Origin of the sequence: Microlunatus ginsengisoli (assembly GCF_039537205.1) — a bacterium.
GTDB classification, from domain to species: Bacteria; Actinomycetota; Actinomycetes; order Propionibacteriales; family Propionibacteriaceae; genus Microlunatus; species Microlunatus ginsengisoli.
Genome location: NZ_BAABAB010000035.1, coordinates 1 through 18,268, shown reverse-complemented (window position 1 = coordinate 18,268; position 18,268 = coordinate 1). Strand labels below are relative to the sequence as shown.

20 protein-coding genes and 2 pseudogenes are annotated in these 18,268 nt (G+C 67.8%); 7 read left to right on the top strand and 15 right to left on the bottom strand.

Features of this window, described 5'->3' with window-relative positions; genetic code table 11:
• Nucleotides 1-44 precede the first annotated feature (44 nt).
• Nucleotides 45-1,481: a HAMP domain-containing sensor histidine kinase gene (locus ABD747_RS20490; RefSeq protein WP_344808095.1), complete on the top strand. Its 1,437-nt coding sequence runs from the start codon at nt 45-47 to the stop codon at nt 1,479-1,481.
• On the opposite strand, the gene ABD747_RS20485 is transcribed toward ABD747_RS20490, so the two are convergent.
• The 4 genes from ABD747_RS20485 to ABD747_RS20470 form a co-directional block, all read right to left on the bottom strand.
• Nucleotides 1,372-2,289 carry an alkaline phosphatase family protein gene (locus ABD747_RS20485; protein ID WP_344808093.1) on the bottom strand — a complete coding sequence of 306 codons (918 nt, stop codon included), beginning with the start codon at nt 2,287-2,289 and terminating at the stop codon, nt 1,372-1,374. The genes ABD747_RS20490 and ABD747_RS20485 overlap by 110 nt on opposite strands.
• A gap of 206 nt (nt 2,290-2,495) precedes the next feature.
• Nucleotides 2,496-2,960: an ABC transporter permease gene (locus ABD747_RS20480; RefSeq protein ID WP_344808091.1), complete on the bottom strand. Its 465-nt coding sequence runs from the start codon at nt 2,958-2,960 to the stop codon at nt 2,496-2,498.
• Between the two features lie 85 nt (nt 2,961-3,045).
• On the bottom strand, nt 3,046-3,252 hold the full coding sequence (locus ABD747_RS20475; RefSeq protein WP_344808089.1) for an ABC transporter permease: 207 nt from the start codon (nt 3,250-3,252) through the stop codon (nt 3,046-3,048).
• 7 nt (nt 3,253-3,259) lie between these two features.
• Nucleotides 3,260-3,970: a phosphatase PAP2 family protein gene (locus ABD747_RS20470; protein ID WP_344808088.1), complete on the bottom strand. Its 711-nt coding sequence runs from the start codon at nt 3,968-3,970 to the stop codon at nt 3,260-3,262.
• 331 nt (nt 3,971-4,301) lie between these two features.
• Here ABD747_RS20470 and ABD747_RS20465 point away from each other — a divergent pair, with 331 nt between their 5' ends.
• Nucleotides 4,302-5,027, top strand: coding sequence for a response regulator transcription factor (locus ABD747_RS20465; protein WP_344808086.1), 726 nt, complete (start codon nt 4,302-4,304; stop codon nt 5,025-5,027).
• 49 nt (nt 5,028-5,076) lie between these two features.
• On the opposite strand, the pseudogene ABD747_RS20460 reads toward ABD747_RS20465, so the two are convergent.
• From ABD747_RS20460 to ABD747_RS20450, 3 genes and pseudogenes are all read right to left on the bottom strand, one after another.
• Nucleotides 5,077-6,072: pseudogene (locus tag ABD747_RS20460) on the bottom strand (glycosyltransferase); the annotation flags it as partial.
• Nucleotides 6,073-6,075: 3 nt separating this feature from the next.
• Complete coding sequence (locus ABD747_RS20455; protein WP_344808084.1) at nt 6,076-7,281, bottom strand: NAD-dependent epimerase/dehydratase family protein; 1,206 nt, start codon at nt 7,279-7,281, stop codon at nt 6,076-6,078.
• A 44-nt stretch (nt 7,282-7,325) separates the two neighbouring features.
• Entirely contained in the window at nt 7,326-7,907 is a 582-nt protein-coding gene (locus ABD747_RS20450) for a DUF2127 domain-containing protein (RefSeq protein ID WP_344808082.1), read from the bottom strand.
• 125 nt (nt 7,908-8,032) lie between these two features.
• Here ABD747_RS20450 and ABD747_RS20445 point away from each other — a divergent pair.
• Nucleotides 8,033-9,004 (top strand): annotated as a pseudogene (locus ABD747_RS20445) (glycosyltransferase family 2 protein); the annotation flags it as partial.
• 53 nt (nt 9,005-9,057) lie between these two features.
• Here the strand turns inward: ABD747_RS20445 and ABD747_RS26760 are convergent.
• Nucleotides 9,058-9,522, bottom strand: coding sequence for a potassium channel family protein (locus ABD747_RS26760; RefSeq protein WP_425562565.1), 465 nt, complete (start codon nt 9,520-9,522; stop codon nt 9,058-9,060).
• On the opposite strand from ABD747_RS26760, the gene ABD747_RS20440 reads away from it, so the two are divergent.
• Nucleotides 9,478-9,660 (top strand): hypothetical protein, encoded by a 183-nt coding sequence (locus ABD747_RS20440; RefSeq protein WP_344808078.1) that lies wholly within the window; start codon nt 9,478-9,480, stop codon nt 9,658-9,660. The two genes, ABD747_RS26760 and ABD747_RS20440, sit on opposite strands and share 45 nt — an antisense overlap.
• A gap of 1,445 nt (nt 9,661-11,105) precedes the next feature.
• On the opposite strand, the gene ABD747_RS20435 is transcribed toward ABD747_RS20440, so the two are convergent.
• Nucleotides 11,106-11,570, bottom strand: coding sequence for a helix-turn-helix domain-containing protein (locus ABD747_RS20435; protein WP_344808121.1), 465 nt, complete (start codon nt 11,568-11,570; stop codon nt 11,106-11,108).
• Nucleotides 11,571-11,758: 188 nt separating this feature from the next.
• On the bottom strand, nt 11,759-12,415 hold the full coding sequence (locus ABD747_RS20430) for a hypothetical protein (RefSeq protein WP_344808076.1): 657 nt from the start codon (nt 12,413-12,415) through the stop codon (nt 11,759-11,761).
• Nucleotides 12,416-12,532: 117 nt separating this feature from the next.
• Here ABD747_RS20430 and ABD747_RS20425 point away from each other — a divergent pair, with 117 nt between their 5' ends.
• Nucleotides 12,533-13,210: a TetR/AcrR family transcriptional regulator gene (locus ABD747_RS20425; protein ID WP_344808074.1), complete on the top strand. Its 678-nt coding sequence runs from the start codon at nt 12,533-12,535 to the stop codon at nt 13,208-13,210.
• 455 nt (nt 13,211-13,665) lie between these two features.
• Here the strand turns inward: ABD747_RS20425 and ABD747_RS20420 are convergent, their stop codons facing one another.
• The 5 genes from ABD747_RS20420 to ABD747_RS20405 all read right to left on the bottom strand — a co-directional run bounded on the left by ABD747_RS20420 (nt 13,666) and on the right by ABD747_RS20405 (nt 15,967).
• The gene (locus ABD747_RS20420; protein ID WP_344808072.1) at nt 13,666-13,914 is read right to left on the bottom strand and encodes a hypothetical protein; all 249 of its coding nucleotides are present in this window, start codon (nt 13,912-13,914) and stop codon (nt 13,666-13,668) included.
• 45 nt (nt 13,915-13,959) lie between these two features.
• Nucleotides 13,960-14,382, bottom strand: a complete 423-nt coding sequence (locus tag ABD747_RS26755; RefSeq protein WP_425562564.1) for a J domain-containing protein — start codon at nt 14,380-14,382, stop codon at nt 13,960-13,962.
• A 273-nt stretch (nt 14,383-14,655) separates the two neighbouring features.
• Entirely contained in the window at nt 14,656-14,919 is a 264-nt protein-coding gene (locus ABD747_RS20415; protein WP_344808070.1) for a hypothetical protein, read from the bottom strand.
• 24 nt (nt 14,920-14,943) lie between these two features.
• Nucleotides 14,944-15,390: an Hsp20/alpha crystallin family protein gene (locus tag ABD747_RS20410; protein ID WP_425562563.1), complete on the bottom strand. Its 447-nt coding sequence runs from the start codon at nt 15,388-15,390 to the stop codon at nt 14,944-14,946.
• Nucleotides 15,391-15,598: 208 nt separating this feature from the next.
• A complete protein-coding gene (locus ABD747_RS20405; RefSeq protein ID WP_344808068.1) occupies nt 15,599-15,967 on the bottom strand; it encodes a MerR family transcriptional regulator in 369 nt (122 codons plus the stop codon).
• A gap of 133 nt (nt 15,968-16,100) precedes the next feature.
• Between ABD747_RS20405 and ABD747_RS20400 the strand changes: the two genes are divergently transcribed.
• Nucleotides 16,101-16,592, top strand: a complete 492-nt coding sequence (locus ABD747_RS20400) for an Hsp20/alpha crystallin family protein (RefSeq protein WP_344808066.1) — start codon at nt 16,101-16,103, stop codon at nt 16,590-16,592.
• A 230-nt stretch (nt 16,593-16,822) separates the two neighbouring features.
• Nucleotides 16,823-17,542, top strand: coding sequence for an ANTAR domain-containing protein (locus ABD747_RS20395; protein WP_344808064.1), 720 nt, complete (start codon nt 16,823-16,825; stop codon nt 17,540-17,542).
• Nucleotides 17,543-18,268: the final 726 nt, after the last annotated feature.

The following is an 18,268-nucleotide window of genomic DNA, read 5'->3' as shown; positions in this document are numbered from 1 at the left end:
TGCCGCTCAGCTTCGCCTCAACCCCGAGCGGGAAGGGTGGACGGGTGCGTCGTCGTATCGTCCGGCTTGCGGTGGTGGCGGTGGCGGTCGGGCTGGTGCTATTCGCTGTGCCGTTGGCTGTGGCGGTCCGGGTGGCCGTGATCGCCGGCGAGAAGCGGAGTTTGGAGCGGATAGCTTTGCAGGCTGCTGTGCGGGTCGGGCCGACGTTCGGGTCCGGGGATCCGGTCGAGTTGCCTCCCACGGACGGTCGTCGCGTCGGCATCTACGATCCGCGGCTGCGGCTCAGGACCGGCAGCGGCCCGGCGGGCGGGGACGTGGTCGTGCAAGCGGCCCTGTCCGGGCGGGTCGTCGAGGGTCAGGTCGGGGACGAGCTGGTGATCGCGGTTCCGGTGAGTTCGGCCGAGATCATTACGGGGGTGGTGCGCGCGGCGCAGCCGGCCGCCCGGGTCCGGAGCGAGGTGATCGGTACCTGGCTGGTATTGGCGATGCTCGCCGGTCTCGCCTGCGGGGCGGCCGGGATGACGGCGCAACGTCAGGCGCGACGGTTGAGTCGTCCGTTGGAGGAATTGGCGCGGACCTCGTCACGGATCGCCGCTGGCGACCTTGGCTGCCGGGCCGACGGGGGCGACGTGCCGGAGATCAGCCGGGTCGCTGCCGCGTACAACGCGATGGTCGACGAACTCGGCGACATGATTGATCGCGCACAGCGCTTCAGCGCTCACGCATCACACCAGCTACGAACGCCGCTGACCGGTCTTCAACTGGGCTTGGAAGAGGCGCGCCACGCCGCCTCCGTCGACACTCGCGTCGACCTTCGCCCGGCCCTCGACGAGGCCGCCGACCGCGCCGCCGCGTTGCGGCGCATCGTCGAGGACGTCCTCGACCTGACGAACCGGCCGCCCGTGTCGTGGGCCGAGAATCCGATCCCCGCCCTCGATGCGCTTGACCGCGCCGAGAAACGATGGCATGGGGCGTTGGCCGCCGACGGTCGCCGCCTCATCGTGTGGGCCGACCCGGACACGGGCCCGACGCTGGTGCCGCGGGTACCGACCGAACAGATCCTCGACGTGCTGCTGGACAACGCCCACCGTCACGGCCACGGCACGGTCCGAGCGGGTGCCCGAGACCTCGGCGAGATCCTCGCCTTCGACGTCAGCGACGAGGGCCAGCTGGCCGAGCCCGCCCTCTCCTGCGGGGACGGCTCCACCCGCGCCCAAGTCGGCGGCATCGGCCTGGGATTTGCTCGGTCGCTCGCCGAGGCTTGTGGTGGACGGCTGATCGTCACCGACACCGATCCGACGACCTTCAGCGTCATGCTTCCGGCGGCCGCCGCGCAAACATCGAGCCGTCGCGACGATCACACCCTGCCGATCAAACGGGGAGCCGGAACGCTTTCGACATGGACGCCGCGTGTCGTGCCTGATTGCGATGCCGGATATGGGCGACGTCTTCACACAACCGAGTCAGCGAGTAGTGAGTGAGCGCTGTCGTGACGATGCGGTGATGCTGGCTCGGATGGATCACCACGGTCAGCACAGTGTTGTTGGCGGATCGGTCATCCTCGTCGGCGGTGAGTACCACCGCGAGGTGCCCTGACTTCCAGTCCTTACCGGCATAGATCCGGCTCATCCACGTCCGGAACCAGTCGTCGGCCGTGGTCAGCGGGCAATCATGGGCGTCGTTGCACATGTTCGGGATCACCATGCCGACATTCGGCAGCCGTCCCGCGGTGATGTCGTGCGACAGCCGCTGGATCGACACGTCGTGGCGGTTGCAGGCGGCGCGCTCGTCAACGAAATAGGTCCACGGGTTGTGCCGGACCGCATACCGGTGACCGCCGTCCGATCTCGCGCACGATCGGGGCATGCCGTCGGCATAGACGGTTGCCGTCTTGCCAGCCCGGAGTGCCTGGCCGAAAACGGTCCGGCCGTGGAGCTTGTGCGCGGCCGGTGGCTTATCGTCGGTCACACCATGGGGGCGTCCGCTGATGATCGAGATGTAGTTCGGCAGCGACGGGTGTCGCAAGGCTCGATAGTGGGTTGCGTATCCGAACCGCTCCGCCTGGGCGAACGTATAGGGCATGCCCGCCCGCATCTGAGACAGGGAATGGTTTTCGACGACGAAGACGAGCAACTTGGTTACTCGGGGCGCCGACGCCGACTCGCCCGCGACGTCGGCTGCTGGTCGGGCCGCCAGGCTCACCATTGAGGTGTGGGTGGAGGGGATGGTCGCGCCGGAGCCTGACAGCACAACAAGGAGGACGATGATCAGCCTGTGCACGTGGCGCATGCGAGCATCGTAAGCTCGGCTGTTCTCGACGCCTGGTGTTATGTCCTCGGGTTGGTGTACTGCTCGACGGCCGTGCGGCGGCAGAGGTGTTTGGCGCGCCGGCTCCCTGGGTGGATCGGCTGCCTCGACCCTGTGGGGGCGGGCTGGATGGCTGTACGGAACCGGCACACCGATCCTGGCCCGTCGCCGCGAAGGCAGGAGATTGATCACGGCCGGAGCGCGGCGGCCAGGTCGGGTGGAAGGAGCCGACCCGCGCGGATCAGTCGGTCGGCGACGGCCACGGTGATGGTCTGCGCCGCGAGAAGACCAATAAGGACGAGGACCTGGGCAGCGCCCGCCTGGATCGCGGTGCCGCCGCCGAGCATGACTCCGACAAGGGCGCCCGGTAGGGTGACCAGACCCACGGTGCGGGTCTGGTCCAGGCCCGGCACCAGGGCCTCGGGCAGCAGGTGGTGGACGATCTCGGCGATCGCGTCGGAGCGGACTAGGCCGACTGACCTGGCCGCCTCGTAGGTGGCGTGGTCGTCGCGGAGAGCGGCGAAAGCGCGTCGGCCGGCGAGGGAGTGGGCGTTCATGGCGCCGCCGATGATGATGCCGGCGAACGGGACCAGGGACGGACCGTTGAACGGCACCGCACCGGTGGAGAAGATCACGCCCAACACGGGCACCACGCCGGCCGCGACCGCGGCGGCGGCCCACGGCCAGGCCCGAGGGGGCCGATCCGCCGGGAGGTGGTGAGGACGGCGACCGTGAACATCACCGCGGCGAAGACCAGTGACCAGGCGATCGATTGAAGGCGGCGGCGATCACGAGGGACACGACCGCCAGCTGCAGCACCGCACGACCGGCCGCGGTCGCGATCGGGTGTTGGGTCCGGAAGCCGCCGATCATGAAGGCGGCGATGGCCATCAGCAGCAGGAGCGCGAGTGCGATCAGGAGGCTGGGCCCGGGCTGGGTCGGCACTCCCAGCCTAGGAACCGTCTCGGGGCGCCGGATCGGCCGGGCGCGGAGTGTGGTCCGGCGCTGGCCGCGGGGGTTCACCGGAGAGCTGCCGAGACGCGGCGATCTGTGTCGACGGCTCGCTCACGACGTCACGGTCGGACGGATCGAGGTCCGGGAACGAAGTCCGCCCGTTCAGCATGGTTCGAAATGTGATCCAATCGATGACCCCGGCACGGCCGAGGTACAAGGCTAGACAGATGATCAAGGTCGCGATCAGCCAGCCGGCGATGACATCGGTCATCCAGTGATAGCCGAGGTAGACGCGGCTGAGTCCGATGGCGACCGAGACGAGGCAGCCGGCGATCACGGCGGCGCGGCGGGCCCATCGTGCTAGGTCGGCGGTGAGCAGGACGGCCACCAACATCCAGGTGACGGTGCCGTTGGCCGTGTGCCCGGAGGGGAAGGCATAGTCCCATGATGGGCTTCCGAGCAGCGCCGTGGTCGGCGGCCGGTGGCGGGCGACGGCGATCTTGAGCAGGAAGACCGTTCCGGCGACGGTGGCGAGACCCAGCAGCAGCATGGCAGATCGGTCGATCCGACGTGTCTGCAGCCACATCCCGGCGGCGGCAGCCGCGGCCAGTCCGACCAGCAGGGGGAAGGTGCCGAGACTCGTGATCGCGGTCGCCGCCACGCTCGTGGCCGGTCGGCGCATCCCGACTGCCGCCGCGTGGATGGTCATATCGAACTGAATGTTGCCGCCGCTGGACAACACCACAATCAGGACCGCGACGAACGACACCGCGGTTCCGCCGGCGACGAACAGCAGGGCACGGGACGGCCGTGAACGCGGACGTTGGGGTCCTTCCGGCGGGGCGGGAGCCGAATGGTGCACGAAGCATCTTTCGTCGAGGCGGGCCGTGATGCCCGGCCCGGTAAGCGTGAACTGACTCGGCTGAGTGATAGCTGAGCACAACACCGTCCTTGCGCGGTTGGCGCTGCCTGCTCAGCTTCGGCACAGAGTAGACGCGGGATCCTGGCAGTGTTGTTGTGCTGGGAGAGGTGAGCTGCGGGTGCGGGTGCTGTTGGTGGAGGACGAGGAGGCGCTGGCCCAGACCGTCAAAGAGGGTCTGACCGGGGAAGGATTCGTCGTCGACATCGTTCCCGATGGCGTGTCCGCGGTCTGGGCGGCGTCGGAGTTCAGTTACGACGTTGTGGTCCTCGACATCATGCTCCCGCGGCTCAACGGCTACGACGTGCTGAAACAGCTTCGGCAGCGTAAGGTCTGGACACCGGTGCTGATGTTGACCGCGAAGGACGGCGAGTACGACCAAACCGACGCCTTCGACCTTGGCGCCGACGACTACCTGACCAAGCCGTTCAGCTTCATGATCTTGGTCGCCCGGTTGCGGGCCCTGGTCCGCCGCGGGGCGCCGGAGCGGCCGGTGGTGATCACCGCCGGCTCGTTGACCCTGGACCCGGCGCGGCGTCACGTCGAGCGGCGCGGGGTAGTGATCCCGCTGACGGCAAAGGAGTACGGGCTGCTGCTGTTCTTGATGCGGAAGTCCGGCGATGTGGTCAGCAAGGCGGAGATCCTCGACAACGTGTGGGACGCCGCCTACAGCGGCGGCGACAACGTGGTGGAGGTCTATATCAGCTATCTGCGGCGCAAGATCGACGAACCGTTCGGCCTGCAGACACTGCGGACGGTGCGGGGCTTAGGCTACCGGCTGGACGCGGACGATCCAGCTGACGGTGGTGTACCACCGAGCGGTAGGCCGCCGTCAGCTCGGCGGTGACCTCCCGCCAGGACGCGACCGTGGCCGGGGTAGGTCGTGGCCGGCGCAGCAGACTCGCGACCGCGTGCGCCCAGCCGTCGGGGGACGCATCAGCGCCCACCAGTGCCGCCGGGTAGCCGTGCAGGGTGTGTCGAGTGACCGGCGTGTCAGCGGCGACGATCGGTGCGCCGCACGCAGCGGCTTCGAGCAGCACCAGCCCGACGGTCTCAGTCAGCGAGGGCATGATCACCGCGTCGGCGCGGCGGTAGGCGTCGGCAAGTTCGGCCGCGGTTCGGCTGCCGGCGAAGGCGGCCGGGAGTCCGGCGAACCGTGCATGCAGACGGCGTCGTTCCGGACCGTCGCCGATGAAGGTGAGATGCCACGGGAGCCGGCTCTGCTGTGCGGCACGGAGCACGTCGGCCAGCAGGTCGAGATTCTTCTCCGGTGCGAGCCTTCCGACACAGATGACGTTCGGCAGGCGATCGGGAATGCGCGGCCAGACCGAGACGGTGCCGGCCGGCGACGTCGAGCTGAAGGTGTCGACATCGACGCCAGGCGGCCACAATCGGGCAGTGACCCCGAGCCGGGCGAGTCGCCGCTGACCGGTGGGTGAGGTGGCCAGGGCCAGGTCGGCCCGGCGGTAGCTGTTGCGCATCATCGAGCGCAGCACCGGGCGGAGCAGACCGAGCCGGTACCGGGACAGGTAGGCGTCGAGGTCGGTGTGGAAGCTCGCCACGACCGGATATAGCGGGGCGAGTGTGCGCAGCGCGGCCCAGCCCATCGACACCGGGTTGACGACATGGACCACGTCCGGGTGGAAACGGTCGACTGCGGTGCGGATCGGGCGCGCCAGCGGGATGGCGACCCGGCGTCGCCGGTCGATGATCGGAATCTTTAGGCCGGGGAGCTCGAGCTGCCGCGCACCCGCGACGGCGCGACTAGTTGTGGGGGCCAGGACCAGCACCTCGTTCCCCGTGTCGGTGAGCTCGTCGACGGTGTGCCGGAGTCGGGTCACCACCCCGTCCACCGACGGCAGCCAGGTTTCAGCGACGATCGCAACCCGCACGGTTTACCGGTCCCCGACCGCTGTGCGCTCGGCGGCGCACGAGGGCGGGGCGGGGTAGATGGCGGGCAGCCGCTGTGGTCGCCAGGTCGCCTTCGGCCAGACCGCGTCGAGGTCGACCCTTTCGCGATGTTCGACGGCAATCGCCAGCAACTCTTCGATGACGGTATCGGTGAGCAGGTGGGGCCGGAGGCCGAGGTCCAGCAGTTTGGTGTTGGCCGCGTGATAGTGATGATGCTCGAGCTCGACCCGCGGATTGGGCAGGTGATCGAGGACGGCGCCGCTGCGCCGGGCGACCCGTTCGGCCAGGTCGAGGACGGTGAACGACTCGGTGAACTGGTTGAAGACCCGGAATTCGCCAGGAACGGCCGGATGCTCGGCCGCCAGCTGCAGACAGGCCATGGTGTCGGTGATGTTCAACAAGCCCCGGGTCTGGCCGCCCGAGCCGTAGACGGTCAGCGGATGCCCGGCGGCGGCCTGGACGATGAACCGGTTGAGCACGGTGCCGAAGACGGCGTCGTAGTCGAAGCGTGTCGCCAGCAGCGGGTCCAGCCGGGTTTGCGGCGTCGCGGAACCATAGACGACACCCTGGTTCAGGTCGGTCGCCCGTAAGCCCCAAGCGCGGCAGCAGAACATGATGTTGTGGCTGTCGTGGACCTTGGACAGGTGGTAGAACGAGCCGGGTTGTTTCGGGAACGGCAGAGTGTCCGTCCGGCCCCGGTGGGTAACCGTCAGCCAGCCTTCCTCGATGTCGATGTCCGGGGTGCCGTACTCGCCCATGGTGCCGAGCTTGATCAGGTGAATGGACTCGTCGACCTCGGCGATCGCCCACAGCAAGTTCAAGGTACCGGTCACATTGTTGATCTGGGTGTGCACGGCGTGTGCCCGATCGATCATCGAATAGGGCGCGGAGCGTTGCTCACCCAGGTGGATGATGGTGTCGGGCTCGAACCGTCGCAGGGTAGTGGTGATGAAGTCTGGATCGGTCAGGTCGCCGATGAAGGTGTCGATCGTGCTGCCGGTGACATCTCGCCAGCGACCGACCCGGATCGGCAGCGGCGAGATCGGAACCAGGCTGGCGACACCGAGCTCGGCGTCGTAGCGGCGCCGGAGAAGATTGTCGACCACCGCCACGTCGTGCCCGGCCGCAGCAAAGTGGAGGGCAGTGGGCCAGCCGAGATATCCGTCACCGCCGAGAACGAGAATACGCATGGACCGGCCTTCTCCGTCGCGGCCTTCGGTCGGCCGCCTGGTGATCAACACGATCGCGCGCCGACACTGAGCCGAACCTGAGACTGCTCGTCGGTCGGGGCAGGCTCGGCATCGATGGCGCGTTGCTGGCGGCGCTGCCGTTGCCGGCCGTATTCCCGTACTGTCAAACCGATCACCGCGACGTCGAACACCGTTAACACCACGAGCCCGACAGACGGTCGCTGGCTGAGTTCGTAGCACTGGAAGAGCACGAAACCGGCGAGCACGGTGATCATCACGGGGTAGGCCCAGAGCTTGTTGCGGAGCAGAGCGGCGACCAGCACGATCTTGACCAGCCCGTGGGCGAGCAGGTAGTACGCCCCGAACGCCAGCCCGGCGATCGTGACCCGCTCCGCGTTGGCAACCGCCCAGGCTGACACCGTGTCGGGCAGCCAGGCGGCGATCAGGCTGCCGGCGAACCGGCCGGCAGCCGTCTCGACCTGTTCCGGGGTGATCGGCAGCAGCGCCGCGCCGGCGAACAGCTCGAACAAACCGTCAAGACCTTTGATGGCGATGCTGACCGCGAACAGCCGGTCGAGACTGTCGCGTGGCTGGAAAGTGATCAAGCGGTGCGGTGTGGAGTTCATCTAGCTTCCCCGTCGGCGTGCGTTGGTGTCGCGTGGCCGAGGTCGGGATACGGAGCGGGCGCCGGCCACGCGACACACATCAGGCTGTCGGGTTGGCCCTTAGCCGTCGCTGAGCAGATCGACGGATGGCTGCGTCCTCAGCCGGATCACAGTCCGTTCCGTCCAGGCTTCGGCGCATGAAGGTCAGTGTGATCGTGCCCGTGTACAACCCGGGCCAACATCTTCGGCGGTGCCTGCGGTCGTTGGCGGAGCAGACGATGAACATTGCCGACTATGAGGTGATCCTGGTCGACGACGGTTCCACCGACGGCAGCTCAGCCCGACTCGACCAGGCCGCGGAACGTCATTGGCAGTTCCGGGTGATCCACCAGGCGAACTCCGGCTGGCCGGGGCAACCCCGCAACCGGGGGTTGGACGAGGCGCGTGGAGACTACGTCTTCTTCTGCGATCACGACGATTGGTTGGCGCCGTACGCGCTGGCAGTCTTGCACCGTTTCGCCGTCGAGAACGGGTCCGACATCGTCCTGGGCAAGATGGCCGGCATCGGCCGGCCGGTGCCACGGGTCGTGTTCAAGCAGACGCGTGCGATCGCGACCTTGGCCGATACCCCGCTGATGGACTCGCTCACCGTGCACAAGTTGTTCCGCCGCCAATTCCTGCGCGACCATGACATCCGCTTCGCCGAAGGCCGCCGGCGACTCGAGGACCACCTCTTCGTCACGCAGGCCTACCTGGACGCGGACGTGATCAGTGTTTACGCCGACCAGGTCTGCTACTTTCACGCCCGCTGGCCGTCGAACGCGTCCGCGCAGCCACCACATTGGGCATCCTACTTCACCAACCTCGAGGAGGCCGTCGGGGTGGTCGAACGCCGAACCGAGCCGGGACCGTTCCGTGACCGGCTCCTGACCCGCTGGCTGCGGGTCGAAATGGTCAACCGGCTGACGGGGGACAAGCTGTTGAATCGTCGACCACACGACGTGGCGGCTCTGTTCGATGCGGCGCACCGGGTGGCGGCCGCCCACTTCGGCGCCGGAGTGGTCGCCCGCCTCAACCCCGCCGACCGGCCGGTCGGGCGTGCCGTCGTCGCCGGCGCCCTGGCAGAGGTCTGGGAGCGTGCCGCGGCGATCGACCGTTGGCGTGTCGAGGCTCAGATCCTCCAAGCCGGCTGGCAGGAGTCGACCCTGCAGCTCAGCGGCACGATCAGCCTGAACGACCGCGACGCACCGGCCGACGGTGACAGTATTGCCCGCCTCCGCATGCTGCTGCCCGACGTCGACCCGCAGACCCTCACCGATTCCCTGATCCGAACCACGCCGACGCTGGAGTTGATGAACCCGGCAACCGGTGAGCGGTTCACACTCCGCGCCGGCATCCACGGCAGCGGCATGACCCGAAACTTCACCATCGACATCGACCCGCCTGTGATGACCTTGATGCCCAGGCCGAGTACGACCAGGTCGGTGATCATCTGCACGGTGACGATCAGCCGGGCCGTGTCGGTCTTGGCGGTGATGTCGCCGAACCCGACTGTGGAGAACACGGTGACGGTGAAGTACAGCCCGTCGGTGTGAGACAGGTGGCCGCCGAAGTTGCGCGGCGACAGCTCGGCCATCGCGACGTAGGTTCCGGCGAACAACAGCAGGAAAAACGGGACGCTGGTGGCCAGCGCCTCGACGGCCCGCAGCCCGGGGAACGGGGACCGGATGATCAGGTTGACCTGAAACGCGACGAGGACGACAAAACCGGCTAGGCCGATGACCAGCACCGTGACGGCCACCGGTGCGGAGGAGTGATCCAGCGGCAGCAGGTAGTACAGGGCCACCAGCGCCGCGACCGATCCGGCGATCCGCAGCACCATCCAGGCGATCCTGCCGGATGAGGGCCGAGTTCCAGCCTCATCCCAGGGCACGAGCCCGGGTTGGCCGGTCAACGTGTCCTCCGCGTTTTCCGGGCCGCTGCCGCCGGTTCGCTCGGGTCTTGAATTGCCTGGGGGTTGGTCAGTCACCCGCACAGTGTCTCCTGGCAGGGAACACCTGGATCGTGATCAGCTCGAACTGCAGGGGCATGGAACACGCGCTCGGAGACCCGGATCTTGCATCTGCAGTAACCCGAGGGAACGGTGGCAGCTGGACGTCAGTGCGAATCGGCGCGAGGCTGCGATCCAGGACTTCACCGCGGGCACGATCTTCGCCGCCGGCGCGATGGGGGTTCGCCGATCGCACCGATGATTCATGTGCTCTGACCGGGGTACCGGGCCCGCAAGTGGTCGGGAACGAGTGCACTCCGAACCGGCGAACCGCTCAGCCTGCAAAGCGGGACCTCGTCGCGTTGATCACGCGACGCCCGCCGGTAATGCCGAGCCGGACCCGACAGCCCACCCGGCACACCTCCGACACGTCCGCCGCGTCGCGGCCCAACCCCCGGATCAAGGCCCCCAGACATTCAACGCGGCGTTGAGGTACCGGATCGCGGCCGAGTCATCAAACGCTCGGCGTCCTCAAACGCGGCCACAACCGCCGTCATGATCAGCCACCGCCGAGCCGGCGGGCAGCAGCATCAACGCTGCCAGCCGGAACCCGACGCCGCCTCGAATGGGCAACAGTCCTCGCGGGTATTGGCTCGGGGCAGCCAGATTGGAGGAGGGCCCGGTGAGTCAACCGACACCAGAAGAGAAAACAGAACACGGCGGATCCGGGCAACCGCCTCCCGAAGGCGAGGCAACGCCAGAGCAGCCCGTCGTCCATCACGACGGGGTGCCCACTACCGCTGGCGATGCTGACCCGTCGCCGTCACCAAAGTCAAGCTAGGGGCAGTGCGGGGGGTCGGCCGACAAGAACAGAGGTCCCGATCCTGGACGGGCGCCCCCACTGTTGCGGGGTCGAACCACGCGACGTGCCCGGCGAACTGGCGGACATAGTTGAGCCGCTCCAGCACCGTGCCGCGGGAGAAACTGCGCCGCCCACGCGGTCTACAAGAAGTGCTTTCAGCTCTGAACGTGACGCAGTCTTGGCCGAGGTTCGACAACTTTCATCCGAATCACTCGCCGCCGCCGCGATCCAGGTGTGGTGAGTGCCCTCAGACGGGCACGTCCACCAGCGGCAACGCCCTACGCGCGGCCCTACGGGTGAATGTAGTTGAGGCGATCACCCGTCGATGACGGTTGCAGCTGTGGTTCGTTGGCCTGTTGCGTTGTCGTCAGGGTTGTTGAGATCGTCTGAAGCTTCGCAGGACGGCTTGTTGCGTGGTTTGGCTGAGCACTCCGGCGAACGGTGTGTGGGCACGCAGCTCGGTGGACCATGGGTCCTGACTGACGAAGGTTCTGGCGATCTCCTCGACCCAGGCGTCCAGCACCTTCTGCCAGCCGTCGAGGTAGACGGCGATCCGTGGTTGCCGGGCCCGCATTGTCGCCAGGTTCTGGCGTGCCTTGGCGATGGTTCCCTCGGGGTCGGTGACGAGCTCGCCAAGGACCGCCGCATGCAGCCACAGTGATCGGGCCCTGTCTTCGGAGAGTGGTCTGCTCAGCAGGGATTCGATGGCCTGACGCGGAATGCGGCGATGAGTGCCGATCTTGATGTGGTCCAGCTTCCCGACGTCACATAGGCGGACGACGTGCTGGCGTGAGATGCCGAGCACCTCGGCAACCTCACCTATCCTCAGCATCGCTGACTGCACGTTCCTCGGATGCCTCAGACGTAGAGCGGACAACGAGTGTGGGTGGACGTATTGATCGATGCCAACTGATTGAGGCGTCCTGGCACCGCCACGCGAACGGTCAGAGCTTGCACGTGGCCGACGGCGTCGGCCTGCTCCGACGCCGTCCCAGCCACGCCCTGTCGCGTGACGACTGGTCAGCCGTGCTGCGGTGTTGACGCGACCTTGCCGGCCGACGCCGGCGTCGGTGCGGTCGCTTCGTGTGACGTCCAGGTCGCGTACGCGGTGAGCAGCAGCCCGATGCCGAGGAGCAGGCCGTGGCCGATTCGACCGGCCGGGGGAAGGAAGAACTGCGGTAGGTAGGTGATCAGGGCGACGCCGGCAAGCACGAGCCCGGCCCGCAGCATCGCCTCTCCGCCGCGGCGGGCGAGCAGCAGCAAGCGGACACCGACCGCGCCGAACGCGATCCAACCGAGGGCGAAGATGGTGATGGCGACCGGCTGGTAGCGGAACATGTCCGACGCGGCAGTCATGTCCGCGTGCCCGGTCTGTATGGCGCGAAGACCGAGCGCGTGGAGCCCGAACGCCTCCGCGCCGTAGTAGGGCAGCACGGCGAATGCGCCCCACGTCGCCCAGCGTCCGGCGCGCTCATCGATCCTCGACAGGCCCAGAGCGAGAAGTGCGAAGCCGACCATGCCGAGCAGGTGTGCTGCCACCCAGGCCGGCCGTGCGTACAGTGCCGCGCCGGCCAGGCCGGTCTCGGAGCCGTAACCGCGGAGCATCGGATAGGCGGCGAACGCAAGCCCGGCGAGGCCCAGGGTGACCGCGGCCCGAGAACTGTCTGCGATTCTCATGATCTCCTCCAAAGTGTGAGCGCTGCTCTCTGAAAAGAGCATCCCACACGCCCTGCTCAGACGCAAGAGCACTGCTCACTCTTGCGGCTGGCGCTCCGATCAGTCAGACTCGACGGCGTGAACGGACCGACGCCGCGGGAGCGGGCACGAGCCGAAACCCTCGCGCAAATCAAACATCTGGCCCTCAACCAGCTGGCCGCGGCCGGCGCCGGCGAGTTGTCGCTGCGCGCGATCGCCCGGGAACTGAACCTGGTCTCAAGCGCGATCTACCGGTACTACACCAGCCGAGACGAGCTGATCACCGCGCTGCTGATCGACGCGTACGCAGACCTCGCCGACCAGCTCGAGGCTGTTTCCGCCCCCGGTCGACGTGCGGCGCGGCGCCGGTGGGCCGACGCCGCGGACACGCTACGGACATGGGCGAGGGCAGAACCCCACCGTTTCGCGCTGATCTACGGCACCCCGATCCCGGGCTACCATGCACCCGCCGATACGGTTGCGCCGGCCGGCCGCGTGATACGGGCCCTGGCCGAGCCGCTGACCGGTGGTAACCCGGCCGCCGGAGGCGCTCAGCCGCGGCCCGGCCGGGCGCTCCGCGGCCAGCTGGAGGTCACCGCCGCCGCTCTCGAACTCGACGTGGCGCCGTCGACGATGCGACTGATCGTGAATGCGATCGCCGGACTGATCGGGCTGGTGACGCTCGAGCTGGGCGGCCACTTCGTGGGCGGCTTCGAACCGGCCGACGACCTGTATGCCGCCTACCTCGACGACGTCGCGGGCAGCCTTTCCCTCTGAGCCGCGACGCGGCCCCCGACTGATGTGCCCGTCGACGATCAGCCGCGCCTTACAGCTGAGCAGGGTATTCCCCGGCGAGCCGGCGGAGAGGGCGCTCAGCCGGCGAATCACGGCAGAGTCCTGAGGCGAACCTCGCCGACGTACTTGTTCGGGGCGTGGCGGACCTGGAGTATGTTCGCGTCTTTTGCTCCGCATCCCGCCAGGGCCTTCTCATTCGAAACGACCGCGATCCCGCAGACGTGAGCATTGCGTACGTTCATCGGGTTCGGGGGGCTGCATCCTCGCACCACGGCTGCCGGGCCAGCGATGAGCTGGCAGGAGTCGCGTTGGATGAACGCTCGACGCAGGAGTGGGAGGCCCGGCTGGCCGGCTGGCTTTCTCGACACCGCCGGCAGCTGCGGCCCCTCTGACCATCTGCTGCGCAGCAGAAGCCTGTCGACGAGCTGCAACAGAGATCAGGCGCGACTCGTGGTCTGGGCGAGTCCTTGACGGTCGGCTCGCGCCCAGCCCGGGTTGTCGGTGGCGACGGCCGCCGCGAGATCTTTCAGGAGGTCGGCCGGGCTTTGGTCGCAGCCGATACAGAGGCCGACGATCGATACGGCGGTATCGCCGTCGCGCGCCGCGCATGGGGCGCATTCGGTTCGCGCGTGTGGGCAGGCCAGCCGCCCGTCCTGGTGCCAGGTGTATTGCTGGATCGTCTTCATCGGCGTTTCCCTTTCGTGCTCGCCTCACGAGATGTTTTCTCGTCCTTACGACGGTTTCGGTGGCGTCCTTGGTTCGGCGCGGGGCTTTGTCCCATTGGGGGATTGAGGTGGCCGGGTTGGCCAGGGGGTCCAGTAGGCCGGGCCGGCGCGCAAGGAGGATCGGTTACCGGGTGGGGTTGCCGGGGTGAAGATGGGTCTGGGGGGTGTGAGGGTGAGTGGGGGTGGGTTGTGGTGTTGGTCGTAGGCGGCGCGGCGGCGCGGATCGTGGAGAACCTGGTAGGCGGCGAGGACTTCCTGCAGCGCAGCATCGGATGCGGCGTCGGCTGCCGGATCGCCTGACCGGCGGGTGTCGGGATGGTAGCGGCGGAGCAGGGTCTTGTAGGCGGAGTTGATCTGCTCCGGGGTGGCGTCGCGGGTCAGGCCCAAGATGGCGTAGAGATCGGTTCCTGATGATCGTGGTGTCGTCATGATCGTGGTGTCGTCATGATCGTCGTGGAGTTGGGTGAAGGATCTGGTCCCGGCCGGTGTGCGGCCGGGACCCGGTCCGTGGGCGGCGGTCCCGCACGGCCCGCGAGATGAGCGATGCGCGTGCGGCGCGGCGTCTTGGTCTGTGCATCCGAACGACTGGAAGTGCCATTGAAGACGTCGAAAAGAAGCGGTGCGGGCGGTGCGGGCAGTCGCCTCGGTCGGTTTCGTTGATCACCTGCCTTTCCTGCCTGCTAGTTCTGCCCTAATTGCGATTCAGGGCGGGGGTGAGCGTTGCCGCGGGCGGGCGTCGGATCCGGGGCGGACGGGCCGGCCCGTTGGTCGGCTCGCCGCGCGACGTGTCGGCCGCCGGTCCGGGTCCGGGCGGGTGTTCCGGCTGGGTCGGGCCGGTGGTGTGCCGGACCAGGCGGCGGCGATCAGCTCGTCGAACTCGGCCCGCAGCAGGTCGGCGTCGTCGAGCAGCAGGTCGTAGAACTCCTGCTCGATGCCGCGGGTGTCCGGTCCGGGAGGGGGAAGCATCTGCGGGATGCTCTGGTGGCGAGTTCAGGCGTTGATGGCGTGCCGGTCGTCGCCGTCGTGGGTGATGGCGATCTTGCGGGGCTTGGCCTGTTCGGCGACCGGGATCTGGAGGGTGAGCACGCCGGTGTCGTAGTTGGCGGTGATCCGGTCGGTGTCGAGGTTGTCGCCCAGGATGAGCTGACGGCTGAACACGCCGCGGGGGCGTTCGGCGGCGATCAGTTCGGCGTCGCTGGCCCGGGCCGGGCGTTCGGCCTTGACGGTGATGACGTTGCGTTCCACGTCCAAGTCGATCGAGTCCGGGTCGACGCCGGGGAGGTCGAACTCGACCTGGAAGGTGTCGCCGTCACGCCAGGCGTCCATCGGCATCACCGACGGGCGGGCCGTGGTGCCGTCGGTGCCGAACATTTGTTGGGTGAGCCGGTCCAGGTCACGGAACGGGTCGGTGCGCATCAGCATCATCTTCACCTCCATCGTGTCGTCTCTCAATGCCCCTTGTCGGGCCACAGCCGCGCTCTGCGATCTGTGGTGTGCGCTATAGATTCCTTCTAGCACAAGCAGAGACTCGGTATCAAGAGGGTCATCAGAAAATTCTTCAGATGACCCGGGTCGCGTACCCCTGTCGGTCGTTGGGACCGAGCCAGTCGGCTAACTTCTCTGGACGTGCGCCCGATCGGTGCTGCTAGGGGTGTGGCGGATTCTCGCCGGCGGTAGGCGGATCGGCTTCGGTGATGCTGTCGATCTGGCTGCGGAGGCGTTGGTTGTCGTCTTGCAGGTCCAGGACCTGCGCGATGCCGGCGAGGTTCAGCCCCTGTTTGAGGAGGACCTGGATCCGGCGGAGCCGGGCGACGTCGTGGGGGCTGTAGAGCCGGTTCCCACCCGTGGTGCGCGACGGCATCACCAGCCCGGCACGCTCGTAGGCGCGCAGGTTCTGGATCGCGGTCCCGACCAGGTCGGAGGTGACGCCGATGCCGTAGACACCTTGATCGGCCGACGGCTGACCGGATGCCTGTGGGTCGGGTTGACCGGCTGCGGTCGGATCGGTTGTCATCGCGGTCCTCTAAGGCGTGGCGGTGGGCTTGACAGCCCACTACCGCGAGGCTATATCAAATCTATGCCAACGACTAGAGATAGTACGGGGCATGTCATCACGTTTCATGCTCGTTCGTCTCAGGAGGTGACTCATGGTGTTGATGCGCACCGATCCGTTCCGTGAGTGGGATCGGCTGACTCGGCAGGCGTTCGGGACGTCGGTCCGCCCGGCGTTCATGCCGATGGACGCCTGGCGTGAGGGGGAGCGGTTCCTGGTCGAGTTCGACCTTCCCGGGGTGGAGTCGGACTCGATCGACCTGGACGTGGAACGCAACGTGGTGACCGTGCGGGCGGAGCGTCCGGTCCGACACGGCGTCCGAGAGCAGCTGGCGGCGGAACGGCCGCGCGGCGTGTTCAGCCGGCAGCTGATCCTCGGCGACAACCTGGATCTGGACCAGATCGCGGCCAGCTACCGGGACGGGGTGCTGCGGCTGGTGATTCCGGTGGCCGCGCGGGCCAAGCCCCGCCGGATCACCGTGGACACGACAGCCGATAACGTCCGAACCATCGAGGGCGGCACGATCGAGGGCGGCACGGTAGCGGAGGCACAGGACACGTCGCAGCAGGCGGTCACCGTCAGCTGAGCGACGGGTCGGGCCGGCCCGCACGCCAGGACCACCCGGTCGAGTCGGTCAGGAACGGGTTTCGACAGCCGCAGAGAGCCGGACCCCACCCGGGGTTCGACCGGGCGGCGACCCGACTGACCCGCTCAGGTTGACGGGTGGTCACCCTGGGGTGGGGTCGCCGGCCGGCCCGACCCGCCCGCAAACGGCTCGTGTGCACGCACGGATTGAGGTTGGGAAACGGAGGCGTGGTGGGGGAACGCACGTTGGAGTTCTTCTCCGGTGAGCAACGCGTCGGTGTCGGCCGGTTCCACTTCGACCCGGCAACGCACCGGTGGTGGTGGGACGAGGCGGTCTTCGCCATCTTCGGCTACCCGGCCGGAGCGATCGAACCGTCCTGGAAGCTGATCCTGACCCACGTTCCGGTCGAGGAGCACGAGCTGATCCAGGCCGCGCTTTCGACCGCGGAGCGTCAGCCCGGCCGGTTCAGTTGGTCCCATCGCGTCCTGTCAGCAGACGGCCAAACACGATCGGTCCTGGTCGTCGGGGACAGCACACCAGGCGCTGACCCGGCCAGTTGCGGCTCACCGGTCCAGCGCAGGGACCACCACACCGACACCGGGGACGCGGTCGGAGAGCTCGTGCTGTCCGGGTTCGTCCTCGACCTGACCGAACTCAGGGGGCAGGCGGCCCGCGCGGCGGGCACCGACGCCGTCGACCGGTCCAACGCCCATCGGGCCGTGATCGAGCAAGCCAAGGGAGTGTTGATGCTGGCCTACCACATCGACGCGGACGCCGCCTTCGCACTGCTGGCCTGGCACAGCCAACACACCAACCGGAAGGTGCACGCGATCGCTCAAAGCGTCGTCGCCACCGTCACCACCGACGGCCTACCCGACACACACCTCCGGACCGCGCTCGACCGCATCCTCGCCGAGACAACCGACCCCGCCCCGGGCCCGACCACCTAGGAACGGGTCGACTGAGCCCCCCAACCGAACCACCCGACCGGGACCGGTGGCGTATACGGCATCTCGATCACCGCCGAACCGGTCGGCACCGGATGGCCTCCCCGCTACAGCGCCGACGAGCTGGACCGGCTCAAACCGTCGGTGCCGCGCTCAGTCTCGCCCCGGACTGATCAGCGCCGGTTCGGCCGGTCCATGGCTATAGGGGTGCGTCGTGTGATCATCGCGACGGGCGCCTGCTTTGCAGGCTGGCAGTTTGACGGTTGGGAGCTCTGGACGATGGACGTCTCCTGCGCGGGAAGAACACCAGGTCAGCCGGTGGCCGTCGGCGTGACCAGGCCGCCTCTGGTGATGCCGGCGTATCGGGTTAGCCCGGACCGCAGTGCCGAGGAGTTCGAGGTCGCGCGGACGACACTGCCGGGTCCACTCGACCTGAGTCGGTGATCCGGTGCCGTCCTGCCGTGTGGGGCGGCATTCTGTCTGCTCCGCCGGGTAGTCGCTCAACGCGTGAAATGTGTCTCGGGGAGCGGGATTGGGGTAAGTCTCCGCTTTCGCGGATACCGATCGACGGCGTGGACGTCGGGGGTATCGGACAGCTGTCTCAGGAAAGGAGATGTTGTCGTGACGAGTTTTCCGAGTTCGGGTGATCGGCCGGAGGGGATCGGTGCAAGTGCAGGGGATCCCGGGTTGGAGGCGCTGCCAGAGGCGTCCAGGGCGGGGGAGGCGGTG